Source organism: Rahnella sp. PD12R (assembly GCF_019200965.1).
Classification (GTDB): domain Bacteria; phylum Pseudomonadota; class Gammaproteobacteria; order Enterobacterales; family Enterobacteriaceae; genus Rahnella; species Rahnella laticis.
In genome coordinates this window covers 57,227-70,139 of the sequence record NZ_JAHTMS010000001.1, presented here as the reverse complement: position 1 = coordinate 70,139, position 12,913 = coordinate 57,227, and the positions used below count along the sequence as shown (strand labels likewise).

Sequence of the window (12,913 nt, the reverse complement as noted above, 5' to 3'; positions counted from 1 at the left end):
TCTCTCAGCAATGGCCGCGTCACAACCGCGGCGTTTAAATAGGGCGAATACTTTCTTCATCCAGCTCTGCATCGAAGAAACGACGCAAAGTCTGAATGTTGTTATCCGCAATAATAGACTGACGCGCCTGCGCCAGCTTTTCTTCATAAATGGCCTGACGCCATTCCAGCGGCGTTTTCACCGCCAGATTATCATCTTCCACCACGGTCAGTTCAACCGGAGTCTGATGCAGTGCCGATAAGGCATCCGACAGTACTTTCTGCGCCGACGGCGAATTCAGGTGCTTTTGCGATGAACGCAGATGCAGGCAAATTTTGCCCGGCTCGGGTTGCTCACAAAATGCATTCAGTGCCAGCTGCTGTACCAGTTTTGGCATTGGCATCTGGCTAATCTGAGCGGCCCATGCGTCACGTTCAATAGCTTCTTCGGCGAGGCGCGAAGCCAGTTCCGGCGATTTTTCATGTTCAAGCGCGGCACGTAATGCTTTTGGCGTGGCGACCGGTTCCGGCGCTTCTTCCGGCTCGTTCTGCGCAACCCAGCGGTACGCTTCTTCTTTTACCGGCGCAGCGGGTTCTTTCTTCACGCTGGCCATGGTCTGCGCACGTTCAGTCACCGAAGCGAGGCGCTCCAGTGCTGAATTTGCCGGCCGCGCTTTTCCTGGCGCTGCCGGCTCAGCTTTTTTTGGGGTGGTACTCCCTTGCCTAAGCAACTGAGTTCGCGCCTGCAAAAGCTGGGCGGTGGTGTCCGGCATCTGCGCCGGTTCCGCATTGCCCTGCGGCGGCGGTGACGAATAATTCTGTGGAGCCTGAGGCGCATTGTACGGCGCGGCAGACTGCGCCGGTGCCAGTGGTGGAACGTACGCTGCAGGTGCCACCGGCTGAGGCGCCGGTTCTGCAATAATCACTTTCGGATGGAAGGCCAGCGCGCGCAGCAACGTCATTTCAACGCCCATGCGTTTGTCCGGCGCATACGCCAGCTCTTTGCGGCCAATCAGTAATGTCTGGTAGTAAAGCTGGACGTCGGCTGGCGGAATCACCCGCGCCAGCTCACGCAAACGCTGTTCGATCGCGGCGTAATGGTTGTCGAGGACGGAAGGCAACAGCTGAACCATCGCAATGCGGTGCAGCAATGCCAGCGTTTCCACCAGCAGATTTTCCCAGTCCACACCGCGCGATGCGGCCTGTTCCACCTGCGCCATCATCTGGCCACCGTCCGCACTGACCAGCGCTTCAAGCATGGCCAGCGGCTGTTCGTCGTCAAGCGTACCGAGCATCTGCGCCACGGTTTCTGTCGTCACCGCGCCCTGCCCCATGGCAATCGCCTGGTCGGTAAGGCTCAGCGCATCACGCATACTGCCGTCCGCCGCGCGGGAAAGCAGCTGAAGCGCACGCGGTTCAGTCGTGATGGTTTCTTCAGTTAAAACGTGTTCGAGCTGTTTGCGGATCTGTTCAGCGTCCAGCGCCTTAAGATGGAACTGCAAACAACGCGATAAAATCGTGACCGGTAATTTTTGCGGATCGGTGGTCGCCAGCAGGAATTTCACGTGCTCCGGCGGCTCTTCGAGCGTCTTCAACAGCGCATTAAAGCTGTGGCGCGAGAGCATGTGGACTTCGTCAATCAGGTAAACTTTGAAGCGGCCACGGGCCGGTGCGTATTGCACGTTATCAAGCAATTCGCGTGTATCTTCAACTTTGGTGCGGGAAGCAGCGTCGATTTCGATCAGGTCAACAAAACGGCCCTGCTCGATTTCGCGGCAGTTATCACAAACGCCACAAGGTGTGGACGTGATGCCCGTTTCGCAGTTAAGCCCTTTCGCCAGCAAGCGGGCAATAGTGGTTTTCCCCACGCCGCGGGTACCGGAAAACAGGTAAGCGTGATGGATGCGCCCGAGCGACAGGCCATTAGCCAGTGCGGTCAGCACATGTTCCTGTCCGACGACGTCGGCAAAAGTTTGGGGGCGCCACTTACGGGCAAGAACCTGATAGCTCATTAATACCGGGAAAGTCAGGGGATCATGAAGGCAATGCTATCACAGCCTCGCCTGAGCAGGCGAGGCTTGTCTGGATCAATGCCCGTCGAAAGAAACCAGGCTGTAGCAGTTGATGCTTAAATCGTTGAGGCGTTTCTCACCGCCGAGTTCCGGCAGGTTGATGATGAATGCGGCGTCGGTCACTTCCCCACCCAGACGGCGGATCAGTTTCGCGGTGGCTTCAATCGTGCCACCTGTTGCCAGCAAATCGTCGATCACCAGAATTTTTTCGCCAGGTTGAATGGCATCAACGTGGATTTCAAGGCTGTCAGTACCGTATTCAAGATCATACGTTTCGCTGATAGTTTCACGCGGTAATTTGCCTGGCTTGCGAACGGGGACAAAACCCACGCCCAGAACCAGGGCAACCGGTGCGCCAAACAGGAAACCCCGAGCTTCGGTGCCGACCACTTTGGTCACACCGGCGTCGCGGTAACGATCGGCCAGTAACTGAATGCTTGCAGCATAAGCTTTCGGGTCTTCCAGCAAGCTGGTGACGTCACGGAACAGTATGCCTGGCTTAGGATAGTCAGGGATGGTTTTAATACTGTCTTTAATAAACTGTAGCTGCTGTGCGGTAGCGGTCATAATGTTAATTGCCTGATAAAGCTGCTGTTCATACTTAAACGCGGGCGGTCAAATGTCCCCCGTCACGCTCATATAAAGCATGCCGTTTAAGGAAGGAAATTGGGAGCGCACCGACGTACGAGATGCCCAAATCTATGCAAAGCTGCTTTAAAAAGCAACCCGCAGCCGGACATGATCACCTTTTTTATTGCTCAAGGTCAACCACTGGTAATCGCCACATCATGATCAGCAACATAAACATCATGCAGACCAATAAAATACGTACCCATAATAGCGGGACAAAATAAATCGAAATGGCGAAAGTCACTGCGATCAGGATCACTGCTTTGGGTTTTGCCCCTTTTGGCAACGCACGATGTTGCTGCCAGTGTCGAAGGTAACCACCAAACCATGAACGATAGAGTAACCACTGGTGGAAACGTGGCGATGATCGGGCGAAACACCAGGCGGCGAGCAGCAAAAAAGGCGTCGTTGGTAGCAACGGCAGGACGACACCCAGCGTGGCCAGCACGACACATATCCAGCCAGCGATAATCAACAGAATACGTTTCATGGACAGGTTCAGGTTCTAGGATGAGGAAAGATGTGTCCCAGTGTAAACAAGTGTGAGATGGCTGTCATATCCGGGTGAGACTTGTATCGCCGGGGGTTACAGGTAAGCTAGGCGCGTCATCCAAGGAGAGTCGCCGTGAGCACAGAACGAATTTTACATGTCCTTGATCAGCAGATAGAAACGCTGGCGCGGGAAATTGAGCCGATTGCCCACGTGTCGGCTTCTCAGGCGCGCTTTGATGTCGCCCTGTTTTCAACCAAAGGCACCCGTCTGCGGGATTATCTGGCTGAAATCAAAATCAATTTGCAGCAACTGAATCAGGAAGTTGTCGAAAAACGTTCGGCGCAGGTGGCTTTTATTGCCGAACGACTGGTGGCGCAAATTACCGCCATGCAGCGTGAACTGGCGACGCAAACATTACGGAAAACGCACCAGACGCCGGAACGCAAAAGCCATGATAATTATACGCGACTGGCGGAAACTCAGCAGTTTGAGCGCCGTCTGGTGGCCATGATTGAAGATCGGGAAACGACACTCGGACAACTGGCGACTTTCGCCGATCAGCAGCGGGTACAGAAAGAACTGGCTGCGCTGGAAGGCCGTCTGATGCGTTGTCGTCAGGCGCTGGCTAAAATTGAGAGACAAATCGAGCGTCAGGAAAAAGGTTTTTGAATCTTTATCACATTTTTTGAATCCGGCATTCAGGGCCCGCCTTTTCTTATCTATAATGATAAGTCCAAAACCTGCTTCTAATAATGTTGGCCAATATGTCAGTAGAAAATGCGCCCCCCGAACTTCAGCTTGCTGTCGATCTGATTTACCTGCTTGAGTGCAATGAAATAGCGCCCGAGACGGCTCTTGCAGCACTGGAAATCGTTCAGCGCGATTATCAGGAAAAGCTGAAAAACAGCAAAAACACGCTTTCTATCAGTTATCTCTAAGCCTTCCGGCTGCCTGTTTCAGGGGAACCCGTCGCTTTCCCCTGAATTGTCCGGCGGTAATCAGCCCTGTGGCAGCGCGTCCGGTTCATCTCCCGGCTGTCTCAGCGATCGCTTCACTTCCTGCACTTCGTTCCCGTCCTGGTTATGCAAATACACTTCCAGCTGATTGAAGGCGATATTGATGTCGTTTTCGCGGCAAAGTTTATCAATGCTGCGGTTGAGTTCATCGACGGTATAGCTGCGGTCCCCCAGTTCACGGACATAAACCCGCAGTTCGTGATCAAGCGTGCTGGCACCGAAATTCAGGAAGAACACCAGTGGCGAAGGATCACTCATCACGCGCGGATTCTCATGCGCCGCCTGCAATAAGATCTCTTTCACTTTGTCGAGATCGGATCCGTAAGCCACACCGATTTTGATCAGCACGCGGGTCACGGTGTCGCTCAGCGACCAGTTGATCAGCCGCTCGGTAACAAACGCTTTATTCGGGATGATCACTTCTTTGCGGTCAAAGTCGATAATAGTCGTCGCGCGGATACGGATGCGGCTGACCGTACCCGAGAACGTACCGATGGTGACGGTATCGCCGATACGTACCGGGCGTTCAAACAATATGATCAGACCCGATACGAAGTTGGCAAAAATCTCCTGCAAACCAAAGCCCAGCCCGACCGACAGCGCCGCCACCAGCCACTGTAATTTGTCCCACGAAACGCCGAGCGATCCGAGTGCAGTTATCGCGCCAATCACCGTAATCGAATAGGTCAGGATCGTGGTGATGGCGTACGACGTCCCCTGCCGCAGTTGCAGGCGCGAAAGCACCACAACTTCCAGCAACCCCGGCAAGTTGCGCGTTAAAACATACGCCACAATCACCGCCAGGAATCCAAGCAGTAAATTCCCCAGCGTGACCGTCTGTTGCGTCACGGTTCCGGCCACTGTGCCGGAGTAATGCCACAGCGAAATGCTGTCGAGATATGAAATCACCGTCAGCAAATCAGACCAAATCCAGTAAAACACGGTGGCGAAGATGAAGAACAACACCATGGTGGTCAGCCGCAAAGACTGCTGGTTAATCTGATCTAACCCAAGCGGCGGTTCTTCTTCTACCGGTTCATTCCCTTCCGCGCCCTCTTTCGCAACGGCAGTCTGCCGCCTTGCCAGCGCACGGCGATAAGCCAGCCGTCGAGCCGCCACGCTGAGCCCGCGCAGCGCCGTGAGATACATGATGTTCCAGAAAATCAGCAGATAAAGGCTGTCAATCCAGCGCCCCGCCAGACGCAGCGTGGTGTAGAAGTAACCGGTGACCACCAGCCCGGTCAGGAAAACCGGTGCCAACGCAATAGCCGTGACCATCACGAGACGGATGCTGTGAGAATCTTTTTCACGCCAGCCGTCGCGGGCAATCGGGAAGACCAGCACGCTCAGCGCCAGCAAGGTCAGGAATATCACTATCTGCCCGATGATGTCGTCCACCAGCCCCAGCGGCGCTTTTTCACCGCGTACCGACCAGAAGATCAGCGGTAACATCACCAGGCTCAGGCGGATCACCGAACGCCGGTAATGTGCGCACGTGGCAACCGGCGTATTAAAGTGGCGTTCATTAATGCCGCCCGGTTTGAGCATCCGGTAACAGAAGCCCATCACAAACTGGAAAACGGCCAGACGCTGCGCCAGCGTCCATAAAAAATCACTCGAATCGATATCGCATTGTGAAAGCCAGTAGCCGACACCCAGCGTCAGAAACACACCCGGCAACACGTTAAGCGCCAGAAGGATCAGTGCCTGCGGCGTGTGCAGCTGGCTGTCGTGCTTGAGCTGGCCAACATCGTTGCTCAGTGATTCGATGCGCTGGTTGATGTATTTCCTTCGCCAGAGCAAAAGCAAAATGACCAGTAAAACCGGGATCGTAGCGGGCAATGAATGCAGCGCGCCCATCATCAGTTCGCCGCGCGGGAAATTAAAACTCAGGCTGCTCAGCTGGTTTTTCACATCGTCAGGCAACGACTTTATGAATTCCCAGTTCATCGGTTTATTGCTGCTCACCCAGAAAATCTGCTGCGTCAGCGTTTCGGTCAGCGACTGATTAATACTTATCAGTTGCTGCTGGTTAATCTGCAAATTGATTGCCAGAGACAGCTGATTACCGAGTTGTTTATTCAGCTGATCGAGCAGTTCACGGCGCATGTCCACAATCTGATCGAGCGCGTCGCTGATATCTTCGTTAATGTTTTCTTTGCTGGTGGCGACGACGCCCTGAATGTAGCTGTCGCCCTGGAATAACGCGTCACGCTGCTGATTAATAGTGAACTGTTCGAGACGTAAATCGGCTATGTGCGCCCTCATGTCGGTGATCAGACCGGAGGGCGGAATGGTATTTTGCTGTTGCTGATACAGGATCCGCGAAAGCAATAAGCTGCCTTTCAGCACGGTAATTTGCTCTTTAAGATCATGTTCGGCCTGCGCAGAACGGTCGAGCCAGTTTTTTACCGTGATATTTTTCTGAACCAGCTGGTTGCCCTCTTCCGTAGCGGCAATCAGACGTTCGCTGAGCTTGCGGTTAATTCCCAGCTCCTGCGCCACCAGCGGGTCGTTCTGAATGTTCGAGGTATCGTCCGGCGTCTGTGCTTCTTTCGCCGTCCGCTCGGACAAAATCAGCCGCTTGCCATTCACCACTTCCTGCAATAACTGCGCGGTATGTTCGAGCTGATTTATGTGTGCGTTGGTGTAGTCACGTTGCTTTTGCAGTAAATCCTGCAACGTGGTGTTGGCCTCGAGGCTTTTGCGCTGTAAATCAATCTGCGCGCTGAGCAGCGCCTGCTGCGTCACCAGCATCGTTTGTTGTGTATTGCGAAGATCCTGTTGCCCCGGCGACATTCCGTTGAGCTGATTACGGATTTTCTGAATCGCCAGAGAATAGCTGTACATCGCGTTCTGCACGCGTTCGGGCTGGGTTTGCAGCGAAATCAGCTGGGTGTTGAACGTCGACAAATCTTCCTGAGAGGACTGGAGATCATCGAGCGTATCGTTGAGGCGATTCTCCAGCTGACGCAGTGACAACGCGGAAAGCTGCGCTTTATCCACGTCATCTTTGGTGCTGTTCTTTAACTGATCGAGCCCGTCCATCGCCACACGCAGTTTCTGCGGCGCTTCGGCAACCTGCTGATGAAGCTGAGTAACATCCTGTTTAACGCGATCTAACGCATCCAGATATTCCAGCGTGTGAATCAAATCCTGCTGCGACAATTTATCTACCGGCGTCAGGTTCTTCTGCCGGTTTAACGCATCAAGCTGATTTTGGACTTCATTGCGGGTCGGAATATCGTTGCTGGCGGCGTGACCGGGAAGGGAAAATATCAATAATGAGAGATAAATCACGAGCGCGAAAACACGCCAAATCCCATTTCTTTTCAGGTCAGAAACGTTATCTGAAGGAACGGTCATACACCGGATAAACATACGTCAGCTTCAACTCATTTGCCGAATGAATAATATGAAGATGACAATAGCAGCGTTCGACTTTAAAGGAAGGAGAAAAGCGTATCTGAATACAACATTAGAAAGTGTAATTTCAGGGCGGAAGGGTCAATAAAGATTGCAGACTTATTAATTAGGAGGAAACGATTACACGGTTTTGGGCGGGAGAACCAGGAAAGAGGAGTGGCGGAGCATGTCGAGATAGGTGTCCACAAACCGCTCAGCATTACTTTGTAAATCAAAGCTTTCGGGGATAAACAACCAGTTTTCCATCAGCCCGGTCAGATAAGCACGCAAAATAACGGCGGCCTGACGGGTATCCAGCGTGACAGGTAATTGTTTTTCTTTAATACATCTCTCAAGAATACGTTCAATTTTACCGTATCCTTCCATATAGAGGGATTTCCTGGCCTCGTGAACGGACGTCATCTCCCCAACAAATTCACATTTATGGAATATAATTTCCATCAATGCCTTACGCTGAGGATCAGTGACCGTGGCGACCAGAATGTAAATCAGGATTTCACGCAAAATACGCAGTGGATTATTCGGAAACTTTGTCTGATACTCTAGTTCGAGTACTTTAATCTGGGACTCGTAGGCCTCCCAAATCGCGTTAAACAGTTCCACTTTGTTCCTGAAATGCCAATAAATTGCGCCCCGCGTCACACCGGCTGCATTCGCAATATCAGTCAGTGATGTCGACGATACTCCCCGGGCAGAAAACTCACGCACAGCCGCATCCAGTATGTGTTGTCTGGTTTCGAGCGCCTGTGATTTGGTTTTTCGTGCCATAGGGTTATCTTTCAGGGGAGTTTGATTTACATACATTCTTGAATGTATGTAACATAGCATGCACATACTAAGAGCGCAGCAATGGATTTTAAGTCTTGTGATCCATTGGACAATTTGAAATCGGACACTTGAGGTTTATTTATGAACAAAAACAGAGGGTTAACGCCTCTGGCGGTAGTTCTGATGCTATCCGGAAGTTTAGCACTTACAGGATGTAACGATAAAGACGCCCAGCAAGGTGCGCCGCAAGCCCCTCAGGTAGGCGTCGTTACACTGAAAACAGAACCGCTTAATGTGACTACCGAACTTCCTGGCCGTACTGCTTCTTTCCGTATCGCTGAAGTACGTCCGCAGGTTGGCGGCATCATTCTGAAACGAAACTTCGTTGAAGGCAGCGAAATTAAAGCCGGGACCTCTTTATATCAAATTGATCCAGCCACTTATCAGGCCGCGTATGACAGCGCTAAAGGCGATCTGGTAAAAGCGCAGGCTAATGCGCAAATTTCTCGTCTTACCGTGACCCGTTACAAACCTCTGCTCGGCACCAACTACATCAGTAAGCAAGATTACGATACTGCTGTAGCGACCGCAGCGCAGGCCGATGCAGCTGTTGTGACAGCCAAAGCGGCTGTTGAAACGGCGCGTATCAATCTGGCTTACACCAAAGTGACCTCCCCTATCAGCGGACGTATTGGTATTTCCTCTGTGACCGAAGGCGCGCTGGTCTCTACCGGCCAGACAAACGCGATGGCGACCGTGCAGCAACTGGATCCTATCTATGTTGACGTGACCCAGTCGAGCAATGACTTCCTGCGTCTGAAAGAAGAACTGGCCGATGGTTCCCTGAAACAGGTGGACGGTAAAGCACAGGTCAAGCTGCTGTTGGATAACGGTAAAGAATATACGCAGGCGGGTACATTAGAATTCTCTGATGTGACGGTTGATGAAACGACGGGCTCCATTACATTGCGTGCCATTTTCCCTAACCCACAAGGTTCGTTGCTGCCGGGCATGTTCGTGCGCGCACGTCTTGATGAAGGGGTAAACAACAACGCTCTGCTGGTTCCTCAGCAAGGTATCACCCGTAACCCACGCGGTGATGCGACAGCGATGGTGGTAGGTGCTGACAATAAAGTTGAACTTCGCACTGTCACCACAACGCAGGCAATCGGCGACAAATGGGTCGTGACCGATGGCCTGAAAAGTGGCGATAAAGTTATCGTGACAGGTCTGCAAAAAATTAAGCCAGGCGTACCGGTTACTGCACAGGAAGTTGATCAAAACGCAGCAGCACCCGCTACAGCGACGAAGTCTTAATAGGAGCCGGTAATTCATGGCTAAGTTTTTTATAGATCGTCCCATCTTTGCATGGGTGATCGCCATCATCATCATGTTGGCGGGGGCACTGGCAATTCTTAAATTGCCTATTGCACAGTATCCAACCGTTGCGCCACCGGCTATCCAGCTGACCGCAACTTACCCGGGTGCGGATGCGCAGACGGTACAGGATACGGTCACGCAGGTTATCGAACAGAACATGAACGGTATCGACAACATGATGTACATGTCGTCGACCAGTGACTCTTCTGGTACGGTTCAGATCACCCTGACCTTTGCTTCTGGAACCGACGCGGATATCGCGCAGGTTCAGGTACAGAACAAACTGCAGCTGGCAACACCGTTGCTGCCGCAGGAAGTTCAGCAACAGGGTATCTCCGTTGAGAAATCGAGCAGCAGCTTCCTCATGGTAGCGGGCTTTATCTCCAACAACGGTACGATGACCCAGGATGACATCGCCGACTACGTCGGTTCGAACATCAAAGACCCGGTGAGCCGTACCGCCGGTGTGGGTGACGTTCAGCTGTTTGGTGCCCAGTACGCGATGCGTATCTGGATGGATCCGAACAAACTGAACAACTTCCAGCTGACGCCGGTTGATGTCATCAACGCAATCAAAATTCAGAACAACCAGATTGCCGCAGGCCAGCTCGGTGGTACACCACCGGTTCCGGGCCAGCAACTGAACTCCTCTATCGTGGCGCAGACGCGTCTGAAGTCCGCTGATGAGTTCGGCAAAATCATTCTGAAAGTGAATCAGGATGGCTCTCAGGTACGTCTGAAAGATGTGGCAAAAATTGAACTCGGTGGTGAAAACTACGATGTTATTGCCCGCTTCAACGGACAACCTGCATCTGGTTTAGGGATCAAACTGGCGACCGGCGCTAACGCCCTTGATACAGCAGCATCGGTCAAGGCAACGCTGGCTAAGCTTCAGCCATTCTTCCCGGCTGGCCTGGAAGTCGTTTATCCGTACGATACAACGCCGTTCGTTAAAATCTCGATCAAGGAAGTGGGTAAAACACTGTTCGAAGCTATCGTTCTGGTGTTCCTCGTTATGTTCCTGTTCCTGCAAAACTTCCGCGCAACGCTGATCCCAACCATTGCGGTTCCGGTCGTATTGCTCGGTACGTTTGCGATTCTGGCAGCATTCGGATACTCGATAAACACGCTGACGATGTTCGGGATGGTGCTTGCGATAGGCTTGCTCGTCGATGATGCCATCGTGGTGGTAGAAAACGTCGAGCGTGTAATGGTCGAAGACGGCCTGCCGCCAAAAGAAGCCACCAAGAAATCCATGGAGCAAATCCAGGGTGCTCTGGTCGGTATCGCGATGGTACTGTCCGCAGTATTCATCCCGATGGCCTTCTTCGGCGGTTCTACCGGTGTTATCTACCGTCAGTTCTCCATCACTATCGTTTCGGCCATGGTGTTGTCTGTTCTGGTGGCGATGATCCTGACGCCTGCGCTGTGTGCGACCATGCTTAAGCCGGTTGCCAAAGGCGAGCATCACGAGAAGAAAGGTTTCTTCGGCTGGTTTAACAAGAAATTTGAGCAAAGCACGCACCACTACACCGACAGCGTAGGCAACATTCTGCGCAGCACAGGTCGTTATCTGGTGATTTATCTGCTGATCGTTGTCGGCATGGCGTTCCTGTTTATTCGCCTGCCAACCTCCTTCCTGCCGGAAGAAGACCAGGGCGTATTCCTGACCATGGCGCAGTTGCCAGCAGGTGCGACGCAGGAACGTACGCAGAAAGTGCTTGATGAAGTCAGCGACTACTATCTGACCAAAGAAAAAGCCAACGTGAACTCCGTGTTTACCGTTAACGGCTTTGGTTTTGCGGGTCGTGGGCAGAACACCGGTATCGCGTTTATCAGTCTGAAAGACTGGTCTGAACGTGGCGGCGCTGAAAACAAAGTTCCGGCTATCGCAGGCCGTGCAATGCATGCTTTCAGTACCATCAAAGATGCACTGGTGTTCCCGTTCAACTTACCGGCAATTGTTGAGTTAGGTACGGCAACAGGCTTCGACTTCCAGCTGATTGACCAGGCTAACCTTGGGCATGACAAACTGACACAGGCACGTAACCAGTTGCTGGGCATGGTTGCTCAACATCCAGACTTGCTGACTCAGGTTCGTCCAAACGGTCTGGAAGATACACCACAGTTCAAAATCGAAATTGATCAGGAAAAAGCAACGGCTCTTGGCGTTTCAATTTCCGACATCAACACCACACTAGGTGCGTCGATTGGTGGTAGCTACGTCAACGACTTCATCGACCGTGGTCGTGTGAAGAAGGTGTACGTGCAGGCTGAAAACAAATACCGCATGCTGCCTTCAGATATTAATAATCTGTATGTTCGTGGCAGCGCAGGCCAGATGGTACCGTTCTCCGCGTTCTCGAGCGCGAAATGGGAATACGGTTCACCGCGTCTGGAACGTTATAACGGTTTGCCTTCGATGGAAATTCTGGGTCAGCCAGCACCGGGTAAAAGTAGTGGTGACGCGATGGCAATGATGGAGTCTCTGGCTTCTAAACTGCCAAACGGCATCGGCTTTGACTGGACTGGTTTGTCTTATCAGGAACGTCTGTCAGGTAACCAGGCGCCGGCGCTGTACGCCATCTCACTGATTGTCGTCTTCCTGTGTCTGGCAGCGTTGTATGAAAGCTGGTCTATACCGTTCTCGGTTATGCTGGTGGTTCCGCTCGGTGTGGTCGGTGCTCTTCTGGCCGCAACAATGCGCGGCCTGAGCAACGACGTTTACTTCCAGGTAGGTCTGTTGACCACCATCGGGCTGTCCGCGAAGAACGCCATATTGATTGTCGAATTCGCCAAAGACCTGATGGATAAAGAAGGTAAAGGTCTCATCGAATCAACGCTGGAAGCGGTGCGTATGCGTCTGCGTCCGATTCTGATGACCTCACTGGCCTTTATCCTCGGTGTAATGCCGCTGGTTATCAGCTCCGGTGCAGGTTCCGGTTCTCAGAACGCCGTAGGTACTGGCGTAATGGGCGGGATGATCACTGCAACACTGCTGGCGATCTTCTTTGTTCCGGTCTTCTTCGTGGTGGTTCGCCGCCGCTTTGGTAAGAAGAACGAAGACATCGAACATACCCACAAAGTAGAGCATCCGACGCTGTAACAGGATCCGCTCCACAGAAAAGGCCGCTTATGCGGCCTTTTTTT

9 protein-coding genes and 1 other annotated feature are annotated in these 12,913 nt (G+C 52.5%); of the genes, 4 read left to right on the top strand and 5 right to left on the bottom strand.

The features are described from left to right. Positions 1-34: 34 nt before the first annotated feature. The 3 genes from dnaX to KWG64_RS00305 form a co-directional block, all read right to left on the bottom strand. Complete coding sequence (dnaX, locus tag KWG64_RS00315) at positions 35-1,990, bottom strand: DNA polymerase III subunit gamma/tau (protein WP_218520614.1); 1,956 nt, start codon at positions 1,988-1,990, stop codon at positions 35-37. Beyond that, positions 638-701, bottom strand: a sequence feature (DnaX frameshifting element). It overlaps the preceding gene by 64 nt. A 75-nt stretch (positions 1,991-2,065) precedes the next feature. Then, a complete protein-coding gene (gene apt, locus KWG64_RS00310) occupies positions 2,066-2,617 on the bottom strand; it encodes an adenine phosphoribosyltransferase (protein ID WP_104923034.1) in 552 nt (183 codons plus the stop codon). 184 nt (positions 2,618-2,801) lie between these two features. After that, entirely contained in the window at positions 2,802-3,170 is a 369-nt protein-coding gene (locus tag KWG64_RS00305; RefSeq protein WP_195814284.1) for a DUF454 family protein, read from the bottom strand. Between the two features lie 135 nt (positions 3,171-3,305). On the opposite strand from KWG64_RS00305, the gene priC reads away from it, so the two are divergent. Together priC and rsmS are read left to right on the top strand one after the other, a co-directional pair. Next, a complete protein-coding gene (gene priC, locus KWG64_RS00300; RefSeq protein WP_218520613.1) occupies positions 3,306-3,842 on the top strand; it encodes a primosomal replication protein PriC in 537 nt (178 codons plus the stop codon). Between the two features lie 95 nt (positions 3,843-3,937). Further along, a complete protein-coding gene (rsmS, locus tag KWG64_RS00295; RefSeq protein ID WP_101075801.1) occupies positions 3,938-4,111 on the top strand; it encodes a pleiotropic regulatory protein RsmS in 174 nt (57 codons plus the stop codon). Positions 4,112-4,171: 60 nt separating this feature from the next. On the opposite strand, the gene mscK is transcribed toward rsmS, so the two are convergent. Both mscK and acrR read right to left on the bottom strand, forming a co-directional pair. Continuing rightward, entirely contained in the window at positions 4,172-7,555 is a 3,384-nt protein-coding gene (gene mscK, locus KWG64_RS00290) for a mechanosensitive channel MscK (RefSeq protein ID WP_370628593.1), read from the bottom strand. Between the two features lie 180 nt (positions 7,556-7,735). Beyond that, complete coding sequence (acrR, locus tag KWG64_RS00285) at positions 7,736-8,383, bottom strand: multidrug efflux transporter transcriptional repressor AcrR (RefSeq protein WP_218520611.1); 648 nt, start codon at positions 8,381-8,383, stop codon at positions 7,736-7,738. Between the two features lie 141 nt (positions 8,384-8,524). On the opposite strand from acrR, the gene KWG64_RS00280 reads away from it, so the two are divergent. After that, positions 8,525-9,700 (top strand): efflux RND transporter periplasmic adaptor subunit, encoded by a 1,176-nt coding sequence (locus KWG64_RS00280; protein ID WP_195814287.1) that lies wholly within the window; start codon positions 8,525-8,527, stop codon positions 9,698-9,700. Between the two features lie 16 nt (positions 9,701-9,716). Continuing rightward, on the top strand, positions 9,717-12,869 hold the full coding sequence (gene acrB, locus KWG64_RS00275; RefSeq protein WP_218520610.1) for a multidrug efflux RND transporter permease subunit AcrB: 3,153 nt from the start codon (positions 9,717-9,719) through the stop codon (positions 12,867-12,869). Positions 12,870-12,913 lie beyond the last annotated feature (44 nt).

Bases quoted from the DNA above. Each gene is read 5' to 3' on its own strand.
- KWG64_RS00305 (WP_195814284.1), bottom strand. From the start codon at position 3,170: ATGAAACGTATTCTGTTGATTATCGCTGGCTGGATATGTGTCGTGCTG.
- apt (WP_104923034.1), bottom strand. From the start codon at position 2,617: ATGACCGCTACCGCACAGCAGCTACAGTTTATTAAAGACAGTATTAAA.
- dnaX (WP_218520614.1), bottom strand. From the start codon at position 1,990: ATGAGCTATCAGGTTCTTGCCCGTAAGTGGCGCCCCCAAACTTTTGCC.
- acrR (WP_218520611.1), bottom strand. From the start codon at position 8,383: ATGGCACGAAAAACCAAATCACAGGCGCTCGAAACCAGACAACACATA.
- acrB (WP_218520610.1), top strand. From the start codon at position 9,717: ATGGCTAAGTTTTTTATAGATCGTCCCATCTTTGCATGGGTGATCGCC.
- mscK (WP_370628593.1), bottom strand. From the start codon at position 7,555: ATGACCGTTCCTTCAGATAACGTTTCTGACCTGAAAAGAAATGGGATT.
- rsmS (WP_101075801.1), top strand. From the start codon at position 3,938: ATGTCAGTAGAAAATGCGCCCCCCGAACTTCAGCTTGCTGTCGATCTG.
- KWG64_RS00280 (WP_195814287.1), top strand. From the start codon at position 8,525: ATGAACAAAAACAGAGGGTTAACGCCTCTGGCGGTAGTTCTGATGCTA.